The 18688-nt window shown below is 75.3% G+C and carries 19 protein-coding genes; 8 read left to right on the forward strand and 11 right to left on the reverse strand.

Annotation, left to right across the window (positions count from 1 at the left end):
• Position 1: 1 nt before the first annotated feature.
• From ACOQFB_RS18565 to ACOQFB_RS18600, 8 genes are all read right to left on the reverse strand, one after another.
• Positions 2 to 706, reverse strand: a complete 705-nt coding sequence (locus ACOQFB_RS18565) for an aspartate/glutamate racemase family protein (protein WP_421609052.1) — start codon at positions 704 to 706, stop codon at positions 2 to 4.
• A gap of 50 nt (positions 707 to 756) precedes the next feature.
• Positions 757 to 1362 carry a LysE family translocator gene (locus tag ACOQFB_RS18570; protein WP_421609053.1) on the reverse strand — a complete coding sequence of 202 codons (606 nt, stop codon included), beginning with the start codon at positions 1360 to 1362 and terminating at the stop codon, positions 757 to 759.
• Between the two features lie 79 nt (positions 1363 to 1441).
• A complete protein-coding gene (locus ACOQFB_RS18575) occupies positions 1442 to 2356 on the reverse strand; it encodes a LysR substrate-binding domain-containing protein (protein ID WP_059439326.1) in 915 nt (304 codons plus the stop codon).
• Positions 2357 to 2383: 27 nt separating this feature from the next.
• Positions 2384 to 2746, reverse strand: a complete 363-nt coding sequence (locus ACOQFB_RS18580) for a hypothetical protein (protein WP_059439325.1) — start codon at positions 2744 to 2746, stop codon at positions 2384 to 2386.
• Positions 2746 to 3177, reverse strand: a complete 432-nt coding sequence (locus ACOQFB_RS18585; RefSeq protein WP_421609054.1) for a YbaN family protein — start codon at positions 3175 to 3177, stop codon at positions 2746 to 2748. The genes ACOQFB_RS18580 and ACOQFB_RS18585 overlap by 1 nt, the downstream gene beginning before the upstream one ends.
• Before the next feature lie 70 nt (positions 3178 to 3247).
• Positions 3248 to 4342: a hypothetical protein gene (locus ACOQFB_RS18590; RefSeq protein ID WP_421609055.1), complete on the reverse strand. Its 1095-nt coding sequence runs from the start codon at positions 4340 to 4342 to the stop codon at positions 3248 to 3250.
• Positions 4339 to 4986: a DUF4412 domain-containing protein gene (locus ACOQFB_RS18595; RefSeq protein WP_421609056.1), complete on the reverse strand. Its 648-nt coding sequence runs from the start codon at positions 4984 to 4986 to the stop codon at positions 4339 to 4341. Before ACOQFB_RS18595 ends, ACOQFB_RS18590 begins: the two co-directional genes overlap by 4 nt.
• Before the next feature lie 264 nt (positions 4987 to 5250).
• On the reverse strand, positions 5251 to 5808 hold the full coding sequence (locus tag ACOQFB_RS18600) for a hypothetical protein (protein ID WP_421609057.1): 558 nt from the start codon (positions 5806 to 5808) through the stop codon (positions 5251 to 5253).
• A gap of 207 nt (positions 5809 to 6015) precedes the next feature.
• On the opposite strand from ACOQFB_RS18600, the gene ACOQFB_RS18605 reads away from it, so the two are divergent.
• Both ACOQFB_RS18605 and ACOQFB_RS18610 read left to right on the forward strand, forming a co-directional pair.
• On the forward strand, positions 6016 to 6900 hold the full coding sequence (locus ACOQFB_RS18605; RefSeq protein WP_059438602.1) for an alpha/beta fold hydrolase: 885 nt from the start codon (positions 6016 to 6018) through the stop codon (positions 6898 to 6900).
• Positions 6897 to 7688: a phosphatase PAP2 family protein gene (locus ACOQFB_RS18610; protein ID WP_421609058.1), complete on the forward strand. Its 792-nt coding sequence runs from the start codon at positions 6897 to 6899 to the stop codon at positions 7686 to 7688. Before ACOQFB_RS18605 ends, ACOQFB_RS18610 begins: the two co-directional genes overlap by 4 nt.
• Position 7689: 1 nt before the next feature.
• Here ACOQFB_RS18610 and ACOQFB_RS18615 read toward each other — a convergent pair whose 3' ends face one another.
• Both ACOQFB_RS18615 and ACOQFB_RS18620 read right to left on the reverse strand, forming a co-directional pair.
• Positions 7690 to 9306 (reverse strand): alpha-amylase family glycosyl hydrolase, encoded by a 1617-nt coding sequence (locus tag ACOQFB_RS18615; RefSeq protein ID WP_059438604.1) that lies wholly within the window; start codon positions 9304 to 9306, stop codon positions 7690 to 7692.
• 61 nt (positions 9307 to 9367) lie between these two features.
• Positions 9368 to 10054, reverse strand: a complete 687-nt coding sequence (locus tag ACOQFB_RS18620) for a TetR/AcrR family transcriptional regulator C-terminal domain-containing protein (RefSeq protein ID WP_494492312.1) — start codon at positions 10052 to 10054, stop codon at positions 9368 to 9370.
• A 168-nt stretch (positions 10055 to 10222) separates the two neighbouring features.
• Here ACOQFB_RS18620 and ACOQFB_RS18625 point away from each other — a divergent pair, with 168 nt between their 5' ends.
• The 3 genes from ACOQFB_RS18625 (at position 10223) to adeC (ending at position 16219) form a co-directional block, all read left to right on the forward strand.
• On the forward strand, positions 10223 to 11461 hold the full coding sequence (locus tag ACOQFB_RS18625; RefSeq protein ID WP_421609059.1) for an efflux RND transporter periplasmic adaptor subunit: 1239 nt from the start codon (positions 10223 to 10225) through the stop codon (positions 11459 to 11461).
• Between the two features lie 86 nt (positions 11462 to 11547).
• Entirely contained in the window at positions 11548 to 14715 is a 3168-nt protein-coding gene (locus tag ACOQFB_RS18630; RefSeq protein WP_059438607.1) for an efflux RND transporter permease subunit, read from the forward strand.
• Positions 14708 to 16219, forward strand: coding sequence for an AdeC/AdeK/OprM family multidrug efflux complex outer membrane factor (adeC, locus tag ACOQFB_RS18635; RefSeq protein ID WP_421609060.1), 1512 nt, complete (start codon positions 14708 to 14710; stop codon positions 16217 to 16219). The genes ACOQFB_RS18630 and adeC overlap by 8 nt, the downstream gene beginning before the upstream one ends.
• On the opposite strand, the gene ACOQFB_RS18640 is transcribed toward adeC, so the two are convergent.
• Positions 16216 to 16578, reverse strand: a complete 363-nt coding sequence (locus tag ACOQFB_RS18640) for a hypothetical protein (protein WP_059438932.1) — start codon at positions 16576 to 16578, stop codon at positions 16216 to 16218. The genes adeC and ACOQFB_RS18640 overlap by 4 nt on opposite strands.
• A 227-nt stretch (positions 16579 to 16805) precedes the next feature.
• Between ACOQFB_RS18640 and ACOQFB_RS18645 the strand changes: the two genes are divergently transcribed.
• The 3 genes from ACOQFB_RS18645 (at position 16806) to ACOQFB_RS18655 (ending at position 18645) form a co-directional block, all read left to right on the forward strand.
• Positions 16806 to 17732 (forward strand): TerC family protein, encoded by a 927-nt coding sequence (locus ACOQFB_RS18645; protein ID WP_237758139.1) that lies wholly within the window; start codon positions 16806 to 16808, stop codon positions 17730 to 17732.
• Positions 17729 to 18235 carry a hypothetical protein gene (locus tag ACOQFB_RS18650; RefSeq protein ID WP_059438930.1) on the forward strand — a complete coding sequence of 169 codons (507 nt, stop codon included), beginning with the start codon at positions 17729 to 17731 and terminating at the stop codon, positions 18233 to 18235. The genes ACOQFB_RS18645 and ACOQFB_RS18650 overlap by 4 nt, the downstream gene beginning before the upstream one ends.
• Before the next feature lie 62 nt (positions 18236 to 18297).
• Positions 18298 to 18645 (forward strand): hypothetical protein, encoded by a 348-nt coding sequence (locus tag ACOQFB_RS18655; protein WP_059438929.1) that lies wholly within the window; start codon positions 18298 to 18300, stop codon positions 18643 to 18645.
• The last annotated feature ends 43 nt before the right edge of the window (positions 18646 to 18688 follow it).

The following is an 18688-nucleotide window of genomic DNA, read 5'->3' on the forward strand; positions in this document are numbered from 1 at the left end:
GTCACTGCGCCCGCGCTCCGGATGAGCCGAGCATCCGGAGCGCGAGGCGCAGGTGGCTGTCGATCGGGTCGAGGAGCGGGACCTCGGTTCCCATCAGGTCCATGAGGTCGGTGCAGGCGACCACCAGCGCGTCGAGCGGTGCCCGCGCCGCCATGCGGCCCACGATCGCGGCGAGCTCGCCCTTCATCCCGGGCGTCTTCTCGCCGCGCGCGAGCGGCCCGAAGATCAGCGCGTCCAGGACGTCGGCCCCTGCGTCGTCGGGGACCACCACCCGGGCGCCGCCCGCCTCGAGCGCCTCGCGGAAGAACGGCTCCGAGACGGTGAAGCGCGTGCCGACGAGGCCGACCACCCGGTGGCCGGCGGCGCGCACGTCCTCGCAGGTCGCGCCCACCAGGTCGACGATGGGCAGCGGCGAGCGGGGCCGGAGCGCCGGCAGGAACCGGTGCGGCGTCACCGCCGCGAAGAGCGCCAGGGTGGCGCCGGCGCGCTCGAGCCGCCGGAGCGAGCCCAGCAAGAGCTCCAGCGCCTCCGGATCGGCGCCCGCCCGGAGCAGCGCCGAGAACCGGTCGATCCAGACGTGGTCCACGACGACGCCCGGCCGGCCCGGATCGAGCGGCAGCGCGGCGAGCCGGGCGGTGAGCTTCCGGTAGTAGTGGACGGTCCCCTCGGGACCGAGCCCGCCCACGATTCCGACGATCGGTTGCATGCGAACGACCTCGTGCTGGGGTGTAAGGGAGGGAGCCCGGCCCCGCTCGCTCAGGCGCGCGCGAGCAGCAGGGCGGCCGAGGCGGCGAGCAGCGCGCCCATGCCGCGGTCGATCCGGCGGCGCCAGCGCGGCACGCGCATGGCGCGCTCCAGCGAGGATCCGAGCACCGCCCAGGTGAGGAGGCCGGCGAGCGACAGCGCCGTGAACAGCGGGAGGAGCCGCAGGTACGCCTCGCCCGCGCCGGCGTCGCCGGAGGCCGACGCCGCCGTGACCACCATGGCCCAGGCCTTCGGGTTCGTGAACTGGAACAGGAACACCGCCGCCGGCCGCTGCGGCAGCGCGCCGCCGGCCGGGGCGCCGGAGTCCGGCCCGCGCCGGAAGCTCTCCACCACGAGCGCGACGCCGCCCCACGCCAGGTAGACCGCGCCGCCCGCCTGCAGCACGCGGCGCAGCGCCGGGGCCGCCGCGAGCAGCGCCCCCCCGCCCGCGGCCGCCAGCCCGAGCAGGGCGACGAGCCCGAGCAGGACCGCCGCGATGGCCGGGACGGCGCCCCGGAGCCCGGCCGCGGCGGCCCGGTGCATCACCACGAAGTTGCTCGGCCCGGGGGTGAACACCCCCACGGCCACCAGCCCAGCGGTCGCGATCCACGTCTCCATGCCGGCGCCCTCCATGGCTGGGATCTGCCACGCGGGGCCGGTCGGACGGGCGCGAGGTTCGGTCTCGGGACGAGACCGTTCAGGCAGGCGCCGGACCGCAGGCGCGGGCCTCCTGCTCCAGCCAGGCCACCACCGCCGCGGTGGCGGGGCGGCCGCGCCCGTGCGGCGGGAGCACCAGCCAGTAGGCCGGCCCGATCGCCACCGACCGCTCGAAGGGCCGGACCAGCAGGCCGGCGGCGACGTCGTCCGCCGCGAGCCGGTGCCGCGCCAGCGCCACCCCCTGCCCCTGCGCCGCGGCGCGGAGCACGAGGTCGGTCGAGGCGAGGCGCGGGCCGCGCCGGACGTCCAGCGAGGCGGGCCCGTGGGCGCGCCGCCACAGCTCCCAGGTCGCGCCCGGATCCCGGTCGTGCAGCAGCCGCAGCCGCGCCAGCGCCGGCGGCCGGCGCGGCGAGCCCGCCGCCCGCCACGCGGCCGGGCTCATCACCGGGTACAGCACCTCGTCGAGCAGGGGCTGGCAGTCCAGGTCGCGCCAGGGGCCGCGCCCGAGCCGGATCGCGAGATCCACCTCCCCGGCGCCCGCGGTCCCGAGATCCACCGGCCGCGGGTCCACGAGCACCGAGACCTCCAGGTCCGGGTGGCGCGCCTCCAGCGCGGGGAGCCGCGGCAGCAGCCAGCGGCTCGCGAACGAGGCGGTGGTCGAGATCACCACCGAGCGCTCCGAGCGCGCCTCCCGCACCGCGGCGGCGGCCCGCTCCAGCTCGCGCAGCGCGGCCAGCGCCGCCTGCCCGAGCGCCTCGCCCTGCGGCGTGAAGGAGAGCCCGGCCCGCCCGCCGGGGCCGCGCGTCAGCGGCGTGCCGGCCCAGGCCTCCAGCTCGGCCAGGTGCCGGCTCAGCGACGAGTGGGCCACGCCGAGCTCTCGCGCGGCGGGGCGCACGCCGCGGTGCGCGAACACGAGCGCGAAGGCGCGGAGCGCGTTGAGGGGGAGGTCCTTCACGGTCGCGAGGATAGACCACTCGCGCGATCAGCGCGCGTCCGCGGCGGGCCCGGGCGCGCACAGGCCGCCGCAGTCGGCGCCGCGGGGCGGGGCGCAGTCGTCGCGCGGGTCGTCCACGCAGGCCCGGCCGCCGGGGCACCGGATCGCCGCGAAGCCGCCGCACGCCACCGGGACCACGCACGCGCCCGGGCAGCCCGCGTCGGACGGCCAGGCGCAGGCGTCGCCGGGCACGTCCACGCAGACCTGGCCCTCGGGGCAGCCGGCGCCGCATCCACCGGTGGCGGCCGGCGAGCGCGCGCCCTCCCCGCGGTGGCCGCGGCCGCCGCCGCAGGCGACCAGCAGCGCCGCGGCGCCCAGGATCGCGAGCGGCGTGCGCCGGCGGCGCGCCATCACGGCTCCCGCACCGGCTGCCGCGGCCGGCTCGGGATGCGCAGGACGAACGTGGCGCCGCCCGCGACGAGCGCCGCTGCGGCGAGGAGCGCGTAGCGCGGCGGCCGCACCACGAACGCCAGCCAGGCGAGGCTCACCGCCATGCTCCCGAGCGCGATCGCCTTCACCCAGACCGGGATGGCGCGATCCCGCTGCCACTTCTGCAGCGGCGGCCCGAAGAGCCGGTGCGTGTACAGCCAGCGGTGGAAGCGCTCGGAGCTGGCCGAGAACGCCCAGAGCGCCACCAGCATGAACGGCGTGGTGGGCACGATGGGCAGCAGCAGCCCGATCGCGCCCAGCGCGAACGCCGTCCAGCCGAGCGCGAGGAGCAGCAGCCGGCGGGCCGGGGCGGCGCGGGTCGCGGCGGTCGTCGGCTCGGGGTCGGGCGGCACGGGAGAGGTGTAGGGCGGATCGCGCGCCCGCCGCAAGCATGCCGGCCGGCGCCCGCCGGGGCCCCCCGGCTCACATCCCCAGCTCCTTCTCGACGTCGGCCTGCTCCCTGCGGAACTTCTCCTGCTCGGCCTCGGTCTTCTCGAGCTTCTTCCGCACGTCCGCGGCCGACGGCCTCGGCCCGGGCGGCGCGCTCGACGCCGGCACCGCCGCCCGCACGCGATCCTCGCGGCCGGCGAGCGTGAAGAGCTGGGCCGCCCGCATCCGGTCGCCGGACGCGAGCGCCCGCTCGCCCTCCGCGGCCGCCCGCTCGCGCACCGCCGCCCGGCGATCCTCCCGGCCCGCGAGCGCGAAGTAGCGGTCCGCCTCGGCGAGCTCGGGGGCCGACCCGCCGCGCAGCCGCGCCTCCCCGCGCTCCACCGCGCGCGCCTCCACCTCGCCGGCCCCGAGCCGGCCGGCCTCGCGCCAGCGGCGCGCGTCCCCCAGGGCCGCGAGCGAGCGGGCCCCGCCGGCGCCCAGCGCGTCGGTGCGCGGCGCGAACGCGCGCGCCTCGGCCTCGAGCGCCCGGCGCGCCTCGGCCGCGGCCAGCGCCTGCAGCTCGGCGCGGGGCGTGCCCGGGCGCGGCGGATCGTTCACCCCGGCCGCCTCGCGGCCGAGGAAGTGGCTCCAGGCGCGCGCGAAGCGCGCCAGGTCCGGCGGCGACGCCTTCCCGGCGGCGAGCACGATCCGGTCGGCCTCGGCCGCGTTCCCGGTCGCCTCGTACCACGCGAGCGCGGACGCGCCCCGGAGCGCCGCCAGCCGCTCCGCCGGGACGCACGCGGGCGTCGCCTTGCCGGCGCAGCCCGGCGGCGCGTCCCGCAGGGCGATCCGGTCGTCGCCCAGCGCGCGCCCGGCCCGCTCGGCGGCCGCCCCGAGCGCCCGCCCCGCACGGCGCAGCCCCTCGCGCGCGGCGGGCAGGTCGCAGAACTCGCCGGCCGCGTGGAAGTGCGCCACCGCCTCCACCAGCGCGCCGGAGCGCTCCAGCGAGAGCCCCGCCGCGAGCGTCCGCTGCGACTCGGCGCGGAGCGCCGGCGTGCAGGAGATCCCGTCCGCGCGCGCGGCCCCGGCGGCGGCGAGCGCCGCGACCGCGATCACCGCCGCGCCGCCCGGGCCCGGGCGGAGGCTCACGGACGGCCGCCCTTCATCATCTTCATCATGTCGCCCATGCCCGGCATCCCGGCGGGCAGCTCCATCTTCGACCAGCCGGCGGGGATCTCGAACAGGTGGGCCGGCTGCGGCCCGACCTGCAGGTTCGTCAGCTCGAGCTTGAACCGGGTCTTGCTCCCCTCGGACCTCGCCACCGCGTCCACCTTCACGACGATGCCGTCCTTGCTCGTCCAGAAGAACCCGCCGAGCTTCGTCCCGCTGGCCCGGTCCGTCATGACGACCTTCGTCTTCTTGCAGGGGACGCCGTTCACGACCTCCTCGCCGGCGGGCGTCTGCTCGATGTCGTAGGACGGCGGCTGCCCGGCGCCCGCGGGGCCCGCCTCGCCGAACGCGTTCTCCATGTACATCCGCTGCTCGGGCATGAGCGTCCACACCACCTTGCGGTCGGTGCGGACGATCGTGGTCGAGACGTGGCCCCCCAGGTCCAGCTCGCGGCGCTCCTTGCCCTTCGCGGACCAGACCTTCGACGGCATGCGCCCGGCCTCGGTCTCCATGACCGCGTCGGCGCGGTACTCGACCGTCGGCGGCGGGCCGAGGCTCAGGGACTGCGCGAGCGCGGGGCCGGCGAGGAGGAGCGCGAGCAGGGCGGCGAGGTGTCGGAGCATGGGCATCCTTTCGGCAGCGGCGCTGCCAGGCCGCGCGGGGCGCGGCGGCGCGCAGGATGCACCGGCGGAGCACCGTCGCTCGCGGCCCTTCGGGGCGGGACGCTCGGGGGAGCCCGCGGCGGATCCGGCGGAGAGCCAGGGGCGCTGGCCGCGCGCACAGGGGCGGACCGGGTAGCGTTCACCCGCGGTCGCCGCACCGCCGGCGCCGGGCGGGACCGCCGGCGGCGGGCGCCGCCGGCGATCCGGTCGATCGAGCGCGCTCGCTCACTCGCAGTTCTGCGGCTGCGGGCACCGCGCCGGGCGCTCGTACTTGCACGTGCAGGGACAGGCCTCCTTGCACGCCTTCAGGAGCGCCACGTTGCCCTTGTCCGCGCCGCGGCCCACCGGGAACTGCGCGTCGCAGGCCTGCGTGCAGGCGCTCTCGCACGGCCCGATCCCGCAGCTCGTGTCGCCGCCCTCCTCCACGCAGCCGGTGGCGACCTGATCCGCCTCCTGCACCGCGGGGAGCATCGCCACCGCCTGGTCCGAGGCGCACACGGTCTGGCCGAGGTCGTCCACGTAGGTCTGGCAGGTGCCCCCCTTCGCGAACGCCTCGATGCTGAAGGTGACCGGGATGGCCTCCGGGCACCCGAGCGCCACCCGCACGCCGTCACAGCCCGTGTAATAGTGCCAGCGGTTCTGGAACGGCGAGAGGTCGGTGACGGTGTCCCAGACGTACCGCACCGTCCGGTCCTGGGAGTTCACCACCTCGGTGAAGTTGCCGGCGGTGACGCTGCTCAGCGTCGCGACCACGCCCTGGTCCGCGGGCTCGCCGCGAGCCACGTGAGCTTCTTCATGTGGTGTCCCCCCTCGAGGTTCCGCCGGCGCGCCCCTGGGCGACGCCGGCATGCGCGGAAGTGTCGCCGCCCCCGCTGGCCTGCGGCAGTCCCGCGACGCCGCGTCGCCGGCAACACCGACGGGCATACCCGCGTCGGGGAGGTTCGCCCCGAGTCGCGGGCGGCGCGCGAGCGCGGACGCTACGCTGGGTCGGTGGACACGCTCGCGCTCCAGGCCAACGGCCTCCGCTTCGCGGCGCTCGCCGACGGCCCCGGCGACGGTCCGCTCGCGCTGCTCCTGCACGGCTTCCCGGAGCTGGCCCGCTCCTGGCGGCACCAGCTCCCCGCGCTCGCCGCCGCCGGCTGGCGCGCGGTCGCGCCCGACCTCCGCGGCTACGGCGCCAGCGAGAAGCGGGGCCCCTTCGACCTCGCCACGCTGGCGGCGGACGCGGCCGGGCTGGTGCGGGCGCTCGGGCGCGAGCGCGCGGTGGTGATCGGGCACGACTGGGGCGGGGCGGTGGCGTGGGCGGTCGCGGCCCGCCACCCCGAGGTGGTGTCGCGGCTCGTGATCCTGAACGCGCCGCACCCGGCCGCGTTCGCGCGCGAGCTGCGCCGCAACCGCCGTCAGCTCCTCCGCTCGTCGTACATGCTCCTGTTCCAGGTGCCGCTCCTCCCGGAGTGGCTGCTCACCCGCGACCGGGCCGCCGGCGTGGCCCGCGCCATCCGCGGCGGCTCGTACGTGCGCAGCGCCTGGCCGGCCGAGGAGCTGGAGCCGTATCGCCGCGCGTTCCTGCAGCCCGGCGCCGCGCGCGCCGCGCTCGGCTACTACCGGGCGGCGTTCCGCGGCCGCCGCTCGCCCGGGCCGCGGCCGCGGCCCGTCTCCGCGCCCACGCTGATCCTGTGGGGCGTCGAGGACCGCTTCCTCGGCGTGGAGACGATCGCGCGGGCGAAGCTCGCGCCCTACCTCGCGCCCGGCAACGCGCCGGAGATCGAGCCGATCGAGGGCGCGGGCCACTTCGTGCAGAACGAGGCGCCGGAGCAGGTGAACGCGGCGCTGCTCCGCTGGCTCGGCCCAGGCGCCGGGAGGTCCGGAACGTGAACGCCCATCCGCTGCTCGTCTCCCCCGCGCTCGCGGCGGCGCTCGCGCTCGCGGTCGCGCCCGCCCCGGCGCGATCCGCGCCGGCGGACCTCCAGGTGAGCCCGGTGGCCGACGGCGCGATCACCGCGGGCGCGCTCGCGGCCGCGCTGGGCCTGCGCCTGTTCGAGCGCGACCTGCTCCCCGCCACCTGCCGCTGGTGCAGCCCGGGCCGCTTCGACGCCTGGGCGCACGAGACGCTGGCGTGGAGGCACCCCTCGCGCGCGGCGACCGCCTCCGACCTGCTCGGCGTGGGCGTGCCCCTCGGCGCGGCGGCGGCGCTGGCGGTCCCCGACCTCGCGGCGGGCGCGCCCCGGCGCGCGGCCGAGGACGCGCTGCTCGTCGCCGAGGCGGTCTCGATCGCGACGCTCGGCACCGAGCTGGTGAAGGTGGGCACCGACCGGATCCGGCCGGACGCCTGGGACGGGAGCGGGCCGGCGCACGCGCTCGACTCGCGCGTCTCCTTCTGGTCGGGCCACACCGCGACCGCGTTCGCCGCGGCGGCCGCCGCGGGCACGATCGCGACGCTGCGCGACGCGCCGGCCGCGCCGTGGATCGTCGGCGGGGGCGCGGCGGCGGCGAGCGCCGTCGGCTACCTGCGGCTGGCCGCGGATCGCCACTGGGCGACCGACGTGCTCGCCGGCGCCGGGTGGGGGACGGCGGTGGGGATCCTCGTGCCCCTGCTCCACCGGCACCCGATCGCGCACGTGCGCCTGGTGCCGGCGCCGGGCGGGATCGCGGGGGTGTTCTAGCTCAGCCGTCGTAGGTGTAGACGCGGACCGTGAGCGCGGGCAGGTCGAACGAGGCCGCGCCGGCCGCGTCGGCCGTGGCCGCCGGCGCCGTGGCGGGCAGGCGCGGCGCGAGCGCGGCCCCGGGCGCGAGGCCGGTCACCTGGAGCGTGAGGGGGACGACGTCGTAGTTGAGGAGCACGAGCGCGTGCGAGGCCCCGAGCGCGCGGCGGAACGAGAGCGTCGCCCCGGACGCGCGCGCGCCCTCGTAGCCGCCGCGGTCCAGCGCCGGCACCGCGCGGCGGAGGGCGATCACCTCGCGGTAGAACTCGAGCAGCGAGCCGGCGCGGCCCCGCTCCGCCTCGACGTTGTGCGTGGCCACGTTCGAGGGCAGCGCCCGGAACGGCTTGCCGGTGGTGAACCCGGCGGTGCGCGCGTCGCCGGTCCAGCTCATGGGCGTGCGCAGCCGCCAGTCGCCGGAGAGCGAGCCGGCGCCGCCCAGGCCGACCTCCTCGCCGTAGTAGACGAACGGGATGCCGGGCTGCAGGAGGTACGTCGCGGCCGCGAGGCGGTAGCGCGCCTCGTCCCCGCCGAGCTGGTCCCAGGGGCGCTGGCCGGCGAACGCGTCGTGGTTGGAGAGCATGGTGGCGGCGGCGTGGCGGGCCGGGTCCTCGAAGTAGGCCGCCACCCGCGCGACCGCCGCCGGGTCGCCGCGCGCCGCGCCCATCACGTCGTACTGGTGACCGAACGCGAAGGCGCTGCCGCACGCGGCGGTGAAGCCGGCCGGGTCGTCCGGCCCCTCGCACACCATGAAGCGCCGCTCGTAGCCGTCGAGCAGCGCCCGCACCTCCGCCATCCGCACGTAGTTCTGCGGCTGGTCGTTCCAGGCGGCGGGCCCGTTCTCGAACAGCATCCCCACCGCGTCGAAGCGGAACCCGTCCACGCCGCGGTTCAGCCAGAAGCGCTGGCTGTCGGCGTGGTACGCGGCCACCGCCGGGTTCGCGAGGTCGAAGTCCGGCATGTTCGACGCGAACGGCGCGTAGTACCAGCCGGTGCCGTGCTGGCGCCACGGGTTGCCGCCGTACACCGACCAGTCGAGCGGCTGCGACGGCTTCCACAGGTACCAGCCGCGGTACGGGTTCGACTTGCCGTCGGCGGAGTTGAGGAACAGCGGGTTCGTGGCCGCGCTGTGGTTCATCACGTAGTCGACGATCACGCCGATGCCGCGGGCGTGGGCCGCCGCGACGAGCGCGTCGAGGTCCTCGAGCGTGCCGTAGTCCGGCTCGACGCCGCGGTAGTCGGCGACCGCGTAGCCGTGGTCGTGGTCCTGGCTGGCCGTGACCGGCATGAGCCAGATCCCGCGCACGCCCAGCTCCGCCAGGTAGTCGAGCCGGCTCGCCAGGCCGCGCAGGTCCCCCACCCCGTCGCCGTCGGAGTCCTGGTAGCCTCGGACGTAGATCTCGGCGAAGGGCCCCCGCTCCCAGCCGTCGGGGAGCGCGCTGCCCGGGTCCGCGGCGGGCACCGGCGAGACGTCCACCGGCGGCGGAGGGGTGGAGCCGCCGCCGCCGCAGGCGAGCGCGGCGAGGACGGCCGCGGCGAGGAGGGCGAGCGGGGTGCGGCGGGGCGATCGCGCGGGCGTCATGGGCGCCTCCGGCGGACCGGGCCGGGCGCGACGCGCGTCCGTCCGGGCGCTGCCCTGCTCTCTACGTGCGGACGCGGAGCCGCGTCAACGTCCCCGAGGTCGCGCGGCGCGTGGGCTCGCTCACGGCCGGAAGGCGCGCAGGAACGTCTGGACCGCGCGCCGGACCGTGCCGCGGACGTCCTCGGGGCGACGCCTCCTGCAGCACGCCCAGGTGCAGCCGCATCATCACGTCGCCGTGGCAGAGGTTCACGAACTGCACCGCGGCGTAGTAGGGGTCGTCCACGCGGAGCAGGCCCCGCGCCGCCCAGCGCGAGAGGGCCGCGGCGATGAGCTCGTGCGTGACCCGCGCGCCGCGCTCGTACAGCATCTTCCCGATCTCCGGCAGCCGGAACGCCTCCAGGGCGCTCCGGTAGAGCGCCACCGCCTCGCGGGAGAGGAACTTCGCGAGCAGGCGCTCGCCCACCGCCTGCAGCGCGGACTCGAGATCGTCGCTCGTCTCGGAGAACAGCGCCTCGAGGTCGGACCGCATCTCGTGGGAGCCCTGCTCGAAGCAGGCGAGGAACAGCGCGCTCTTGTCGTCGAAGTGGTTGTAGAGCGTGGCCTTGGAGACGCCGGTGCGGGAGGCGATCAGATCCACGCTGGCCCGCTCGTACCCGAGCTCCGCGAAGACCTTTCGCGCCCCATCCAGGATCTGCTGGCGCTTGCCCGTGCACCAATCGGGGGGTCTATGTGCCTGGTTCTCGGACATGTCGCTGTTGAACTAAACGGTTTAGTCTTGACTGTCAACCCGTATACCCGTAGGTTCCGCCCGTCCGTTGAACTGAACGGTTTAGTGTTGACCGTTCCCGGCGGCGCGACTATCTGTACCGCCCTCCCGGGCTCACGGATCCGTTCCCCGGGCCTCAAAGGAATTGCGATGAACCCCTCCCTCCGCTCCCCTCGCGCCGTCGCCCGGCGCGCTCCCGCCCTCTTCTCCGGCAAGCGCGCCATGGCGCTCGCCGCGCTCGCGCTCGCCGCCGCCGGCTGCGGCGGCAAGAAGCAGGAAGCGCGCGCTCCCGGCCCGGTGGAGGTCGGCGTGGTCACCATCTCCCCGCAGGCGGTGACGCTCACCACCGAGCTCCCCGGCCGCGTCTCCGCCTCCAAGGTCGCCGAGGTCCGCGCCCGCGTGAACGGCATCGTGCTGAAGCGCCTGTTCACCGAGGGCAGCGACGTGAAGCAGGGCCAGCCGCTGTTCAAGATCGACCCGGCGCCCTACCAGGCCGCGCTCGACAGCGCCCGGGCGCAGCTCGCCCGCGCCGAGGCGACGCTCGCGTCGGCCAGGCTCACCTCGGAGCGCTACACCGAGCTCGTGGCCGCGAACGCGGTCAGCCGGCAGGAGCACGAGGACGCGGTGGCCGCGCTCAAGAAGGCCGAGGCCGACGTCGCCGCCGGCAGGGCCGCGGTGGACGCGGCCCGCATCAACCTCGGCTACACCACCGTCACCTCCCCGGTGAGCGGCCGGATCGGCCGCTCCGAGGTGACCGAGGGCGCCTACGTGCAGGCCGCGCAGGCCACGCTGCTCGCCACGGTGCAGCAGCTCGACCCGGTCTACGTGGACGTGACGCAGTCCAGCGCCGAGCTGCTCCGGATGCGCCGCGACCTCGAGGCCGGCAAGCTCCAGTCCGCCGGCGCCGGCAAGGCCAAGGTCGCGCTCACCACCGAGGACGGCCACGAGTACGGGCTGCCGGGCACGCTGCAGTTCGCCGACGTGACCGTGGACCCGGGCACCGGGTCGGTGAAGCTGCGCGCCATCTTCCCCAACCCGCGCGCCGAGCTGCTCCCCGGCACCTACGTGCGGGCGCGCCTGGCCGAGGGCGTGGACCCGGCGGCGCTGCTCGTCCCGCAGCGCGGCGTCGCCCGCAACAACAAGGGCGAGCCCACCGCGCTGGTGGTCGCCGGCGGCAAGGCCGAGCTGCGCACCCTGTCCACCGAGCGCGTCGTGGGCGACGCGTGGCTGGTGACCGGCGGGATCAAGCCGGGCGAGCAGGTGATCGTCGAGGGGCTGCAGAAGGTGCGCCCCGGCGCGCCGGTCAACCCCGTTCCGGCCGGCGTCGCCAAGCAGGCGAGCGCGGCCCCCGCGGCGGGCCAGCCCGGCCCGTCGGGCGCGGCGCGCTGAGGTCCCGGCGAGCGTGACCGCGCGGCGGCCGGCCCGGGCCGGCCGCCCGCGCACCCCCCTTCCCTTTTCGCAGTCGAGGAGTCGTCGTGGCCAGGTTCTTCATCGACAGGCCCATCTTCGCGTGGGTCATCTCGATCATGATCATGCTGGCCGGCGGGCTCGCCATCCTGGGCCTGCCGGTCTCGCAGTACCCCGCCATCGCGCCGCCGGTCGTCACGGTGTTCGCGACGTACCCGGGCGCGAACGCGCAGACCCTGGAGAACTCGGTCACCCAGGTCATCGAGCAGAAGATGACCGGCATCGACCACCTCCGGTACATGTCCGCCGCGAGCGACAGCTCCGGCAACGCCAGCGTCACGCTCACGTTCGACGCCGAGGCCGATCCGGACATCGCGCAGATGCAGGTGCAGAACAAGCTGCAGAACGCGATGCCGCTGCTCCCGCAGCAGGTGCAGCAGCAGGGCGTCCGCGTGCTGAAGACCGTCAACAACTACCTGCTCATCGCCGGCCTCATCTCCGAGGACGGCAGCATGACCCGCGACGACCTGAACGACTACGCGTTCTCGAACATCGTGGACCAGATCAGCCGCGTCACCGGCGTGGGCGAGGTGACCGCGTTCGGCACGCAGTACGCGATGCGCATCTGGCTCGACGCCGACAAGCTCGCCAGCTTCCAGCTCACGCCGCTCGACGTGAGCGCGGCCATCCGGGCCCAGAACGCGCAGGTGTCCACCGGCTCGCTCGGCGCCGCCCCGGCCGTCCCCGGCCAGCAGCTCAACGCCACCGTCACCTCGCAGACCCGCCTGCAGACGCCGGAGCAGTTCCTCAACATCCTGCTGCGGGTGAACCCCGACGGCTCGCAGGTGCGCCTGCGCGACGTGGGCACCGCGAACCTCGGCGGCGAGACCTACGAGATCGAGAGCTACTACAACGGCAAGCCCGCCGGCGGCATGGGCATCAAGCTCGCCTCCGGCGCGAACGCGCTCAAGACCGCGGACCTGGTGCGCGCCAAGCTCGCGGAGCTGTCGCAGTTCTTCCCGCCGGGGATGAAGGTCGTCTACCCGGTGGACTCGACGCCGTTCGTGCGGATCTCGATCGAGGAGGTGGTGAAGACCCTCGTCGAGGCCATCATCCTCGTGTTCCTGGTGATGTTCCTGTTCCTCCAGAACTTCCGCGCGACGCTCATCCCCACCATCGCCGTGCCGGTGGTGCTGCTCGGCACGTTCGGCGTGCTGGCCGCGGCGGGCTTCACCGTCAACACGCTCACCATGCTCGGCCTGGTGCTCGCCATCGGGCTGCTGGTGGACGACGCCATCGTGGTGGTCGAGAACGTCGAGCGCGTCATGAGCGAGGAGGGCCTCTCGCCGCGCGAGGCCACCCGCAAGTCGATGGACCAGATCACCGGCGCGCTCGTCGGCATCGCGCTGGTGCTCGCCGCGGTGTTCGTTCCCATGGCGTTCTTCGGCGGCTCGGTGGGCGTCATCTACCGGCAGTTCTCCATCACCGTGGTCTCGGCGATGGCGCTCTCGGTGCTGGTCGCGCTGACGCTCACCCCGGCGCTCTGCGCCACCATGCTGAAGCCGGTCGAGAAGGGCCACCACGCCGCCGAGAGGGGCTTCTTCGGCTGGTTCAACCGGCTCTACGGCCGGGGCAGCGGGATCTACGAGAAGTCGGTCGGCTGGGTGCTGCGCCGCGCCGGCCGCGCCCTGATCGTCTACGCCCTGCTGCTCGCCGCCCTGGGCGCCCTGTTCCTCCACCTGCCCACCGGCTTCCTCCCCGAGGAGGACCAGGGCTCGATCATCAACATGGTGCAGCTGCCCGCCGGCGCCACCATGGACCGCACCCGCACGGTGATGCAGGAGGTGACGCGGCACTACCTCGAGGACGAGAAGGACAACGTCGAGGCGGTGATGGCGATCACCGGCTTCAGCTTCTCCGGCCGCGGCCAGAACGCCGGCCTCGCGTTCGTGCGCCTCAAGGACTGGGGCGAGCGCCCGAAGAAGGAGCAGCACGCGCCGGCCGTCGCCGGGCGCGCCATGCGGGCGTTCTCGCAGATCAAGGACGGCCTCGCGTTCGCGTTCGTCCCGCCGGCGGTGCCCGAGCTCGGCAACGCCACCGGCTTCGAGCTGCAGCTGCAGGACCGCGGCAACCTCGGGCACGAGGCGCTCATGGCGGCCCGCAACCAGCTGCTCGGCATGGCCGCGAAGGATCCCCGGCTCGCCAAGGTCCGCCCGCTCGGCCTGGAGGACACGCCGCAGTACCGCATCGACGTGGACCAGCAGAAGGCGGCCGCCCTCGGGCTCGCGCTCTCCGACATCAACGCCACGCTCTCCAGCACCTGGGGCGTCAACTACGTCGACGACTTCGTGGACAAGGGGCGCACCAAGCGCGTGTACGTGCAGGCGGCGGCGCCGTTCCGCATGAAGCCGGAGGACCTGAACCGCTGGTACGTGCGCAACCGCGCCGGCCAGATGGTGCCGTTCTCGGCGTTCTCCACCGGCACCTGGGTGTACGGGCCGACCAAGCTCGAGCGCTTCAACGGGTCCCCGGCCATGGTGATCCAGGGCGAGCCCTCGCCCGGCCACAGCTCGGGCGAGGCCATGGCCGCGATGGAGGAGCACGTGAAGGCGCTCCCGGCCGGCATCGGCCTGGAGTGGTCCGGCCTCTCCTACGAGGAGCGGCTCTCCGGCGCGAACGCCCCGGCGCTCTACGCCATCTCGCTGCTGGTGGTGTTCCTGGCGCTGGCGGCCCTCTACGAGAGCTGGTCGGTCCCGTTCTCGGTGATGCTGGTGGTGCCGCTCGGCGTGCTCGGCGCGGTGCTGTTCACCGAGCTCGCCGGGCTGGACGCGGGCGTCTACTTCCAGGTCGGCCTGCTCACCACCATCGGCCTCTCGGCCAAGAACGCCATCCTCATCGTCGAGTTCGCGAAGTCCCTGTACGAGCAGGGCATGAGCCTGTTCGACGCCGCCGTGGAGGCGGCCCGCATGCGCCTCCGCCCCATCGTCATGACCTCGCTCGCCTTCATCCTCGGCGTGCTCCCGCTCGCCATCGCCAACGGGGCCGGCGCGGCCGGGCAGAACGCCATCGGCATGGCGGTGATCGGCGGCATGGTCTCCGCGACCTTCCTCGCCATCCTGCTCGTGCCGGTGTTCTTCATGAAGGTCGTCCGCAAGCGGAAGGCGCCGCCGCCCGACCTGGTGGCCGGGCCGCGCGACGAGGACGAGGCCGCGCCCAAGGAGATCGCCCATGCGTAGCCCCGGCCTCGCGGCGCTCGCCGCCGTGTCCGCCCTCGCCGTCTCGGGCTGCACGCTCGCGCCCCGCTACCAGCGCCCCGCCGCGCCGGTCGCCGCCGAGTTCCCCGGCGACACCGGGGCCGCGGCCGGCCCGGCCGCCGCCGACCTCGGCTGGCGCGACGTGTTCCAGGATCCCGGCCTGCAGGCCGTGATCGACCAGGCGCTCCGCGAGAACCGCGACCTCCGCGTCGCGGCGCTCAACGTGGAGCTGGCCCGGGCCCAGTACGGCATCCAGCGCTCCTACCTGCTGCCCACCGTGGGCGCGAGCGGGAGCGGCAGCCGCTCGCGCACCGCCAAGGACCTCAGCTTCACCGGCGAGCCGTCGGTGGGGAACGTCTTCTCGGCCGGCGTGGGGATGACCGCGTTCGAGATCGACCTGTTCGGCCGCGTGCGCAGCCTGCGCAACCAGGCGCTGGAGCAGTACCTCGCGACCGAGGAGGCGCACCGCAGCGCGCACCTGGCGCTGGTCTCGGAGGTCGCCGTCCAGTACCTCGCCTCGCGGGCGCTGCAGTCGCAGGTGGCGCTCGCCGAGCAGACGCTGCAGACGGTGCAGCAGTCGTACGACCTCGCGAAGCGCACGTTCGAGGCCGGCCGCACCTCCGAGCTCGACTTCCGCACCGCCGAGGCGCAGGTGGAGACCGCCCGCGTGAACCTGTCCGCCTACCGGCAGGCGCTCGCGCAGGCGGAGAACGCGCTGGTGCTGCTGGCCGGCGGCCCGCTCCCGAAGGACCTGCCGGCGGCGGCGCCGCTGGAGCAGCAGCCGCCGGTGGCGGAGCTGCCCGCCGGCCTCCCCTCCGACCTCCTGCAGCGCCGGCCCGACATCCTCTCGGCCGAGCACCAGCTCAAGGCGGCCAACGCCAGCATCGGCGCGGCGCGCGCCGCGTTCTTCCCGTCGATCTCGCTCACCGCCTCGGTGGGCACGGCCTCGACCGAGCTGTCGAACCTGTTCACCGCCGGCTCCGGCACCTGGGCGTTCTCGCCGCGCATCGACCTGCCCATCTTCACCGGCGGGCGGAACAAGGCGAACCTCGACGCCGCCAACGTGCGCAAGTCGATCCAGATCGCGAGCTACGAGCGGGCCATCCAGGTGGCGTTCCGCGAGGTGGCCGACGCGCTGGTGGCGCGCGGGCGCCTCGACGAGCAGCTCGAGGCGCAGACCCGCCGCGTCGAGGCGGAGCAGCGGCGCTACGACATCTCGGAGCTGCGATACCGCAAGGGCGTGGACAGCTACCTGAACGTGCTCACCGCGCAGCGCGACCTGTACGGCGCGCAGCAGCAGCTCATCCAGACGCGGCTGGCCCGCTTCCAGAACTCCATCGGCCTGTACCGCGCGCTGGGCGGCGGCTGGCTGGAGCGGGGTGCGGCCGCGGCGGCGAGCACCCCCGCCCCGGCGGCGCCGGCGTCCCCCGCGACGCCCGCGCCCGCCGCCCCGGCCCCGGCCCCGGCCGCGCCGCAGCAGGGCTAGCGGCCGCCGGCGCCCTGCGCCGCGTCGCCGGGGGCGACCACCGTCACCCGGTAGACGCGGCGCGCGCCGAGCGGCGAGCCGCCCGCGGCCGAGCAGGTCGTGGTGCCCGGGCCGACGCCGCGCAGCGCGCCGCCCTCCGGCGAGTCCGCGCCCACCGCCACCTTCGGATCGTCGCAGAGGATCGCGCGCGGCGGGCACTGCACGGTGCCCGTCGGGCAGAGGGGCTTCACCTCGCCCACCTTCAGCGTGAGGGGGAACGGCGCGTCGGCGGCCGGCTCGCCCTGCGCGCGCGCGGCCGGCGCGGCGGCGAGCGCGAGGGCGGGGAGGCACCAGCGGACGGCACGGCGGAGCGCGGTCATGCTCCCCTCATAGCGCATCGCGCCCGCCCCGGCGCGCCCGGACCCCCGGCGGCCCGCGCGCCGATCGCCGCACGCAGGTTTTCTGAATGTGCCGGCTCGTCATTTTGTCATGGTCTAATCCACGACCGAGCCCCTAGATCCGCCGGGAACTCTCCCGGAGGCACGTCTTGGTCGAATCGATCGGCTCCCCCACCCTGTGGATCGGCTTCCTCGCCTTCGTCGCGCTGATGCTGGCGCTCGACCTGGGCGTGTTCCACCGGAAGGCCCACGTCATCCGCGTGCGCGAGGCGCTGGGCTGGAGCGTGGTGTGGGTGACGCTGGCGCTCGCGTTCAACGCGCTGGTGTGGTGGAAGTTCGGGGCCGACCGCGGCCTCGAGTTCCTCACCGGCTACCTCATCGAGAAGTCGCTCGCGGTCGACAACATCTTCGTCTTCGTGATCATCTTCTCGGCGCTGGGCGTGCCCCCGCTCTACCAGCACCGGGTGCTGTTCTGGGGCATCCTGTCCGCGCTCGTCCTGCGCGCCGGGATGATCTTCGCCGGCACCGCGCTGCTGGCCCGCTTCCACTGGACCATCTACGTGTTCGGCGCACTGCTGGTCGCGACCGGCGTGAAGCTGTTCCTCGGCCGCAACGAGGCGCCGGACCCCACCGGCGGCCGGCTCATGCGCCTGGTGCGGCGGGTCATCCCCTCCACGCACGCCCTGCACGGCCCGCACTTCCTCACGGTCGAGAACGGCCGCCGGGTCGCCACCCCGCTCCTGCTCGCGCTGGTGCTGGTCGAGATCTCCGACGTCATCTTCGCGGTGGACTCCATCCCCGCGATCTTCGCGGTGACGCTCGACCCGTTCATCGTCTTCACCTCGAACATCTTCGCCATCCTGGGCCTGCGCTCGATGTTCTTCCTGCTGGCCGGCATGGTGGAGCGCTTCTCGGGGCTGAAGACCGGCCTCTCCGCGGTGCTGGTGTACGTGGGCCTGAAGATGCTGGCGATGGACTGGGTGAAGGTCCCGCCCGCGCTGTCGCTCGCCATCGTCGCCGCGCTGCTCGTCGCCCCCGTCCTGTTCGGCGCCTGGCGCGACCGCGCGCGCGTCCACCGCGCCGCCCCGGCATCGGGTAGAGTCCTCGGGCCGTCCCGACCCGAGGAGAGCCGATGACCCGCACGCCCTGGATCGCCGCCGCCGCGCTCGCGCTCACGCTCTCCGGCTGCGCCTCCGTCGCCGCCCAGCGCGCGCGCACCCGGTACCTGGAGGCCGAGCTCGACAAGCTCCGGTACCCGCAGCCGGCGGAGGAGATCTGGGGCGACGTGCGCCGGCTGCTCATGCAGAAGGAGTTCCCGCTCGCCGACGAGGAGGATCCGCGCGAGGGGATCCAGGGCCTGGTGGTGAACCTGTTCACGCCCGCCCGCCCCACCGAGATCGACAAGGCCGGACGGCGCAAGCTCGACACCGGCTGGCGGAAGGACCAGACCCGCGTGCACGCCGAGGCCTCGCCGGGCGAGGGCGGCGTGCAGGTCCGGCTGACCCGCCTGGTGGAGGACCAGACCGAGCACGGCCACGGGAAGCCCCACCGCGACGTGGACCTGGAGCTGGAGCTGGCCCGGCTGCTCGCGCCGCAGGAGGCCGCGCGCATCGAGGCCGGGATCCCGAAGCCTCGCTAGCCCCGGCGCCCAGCACCCGGCCCGGCGCGGCGCCGCCGCGCCCGCGCCGGTACATGCGAGCCATGCCCCTCCTCGTCTCCGTCCGCGACCTCGTCTTCCGCTCCAAGATCCACGCCGCCGCCGAGCGGCTCGGCGTCCCCGTCCGCTTCGCCCCGCGCGGCGCCCGGCTGTCCGACGCCGCCCGCGAGCTGGGCCAGGGCACGGTCATCGCCGACCTCTCCGAGCCCGGCGTGCTCGACGAGGTGCGCGCCGCCCGCCAGGCCGGCCTGCCGGTGCGGATCATCGGCTTCCTCGGCCACGTGGAGGTCGAGCTGGCCGGCGCCGCCCGCGCGGCCGGCGTGGACGAGGTGATCTCGCGCGGCCAGTTCGTGCAGCGCCTGGACGCGCTCCTCACCGAGCACGCCGGGTAGCGGGCGATCGCGGGTTGCCCGCGGGGCGGCCTGCTGCGATGGT

The organism is Anaeromyxobacter sp. Red801 (assembly GCF_049201065.2).
Lineage (GTDB): Bacteria > Myxococcota > Myxococcia > Myxococcales > Anaeromyxobacteraceae > Anaeromyxobacter.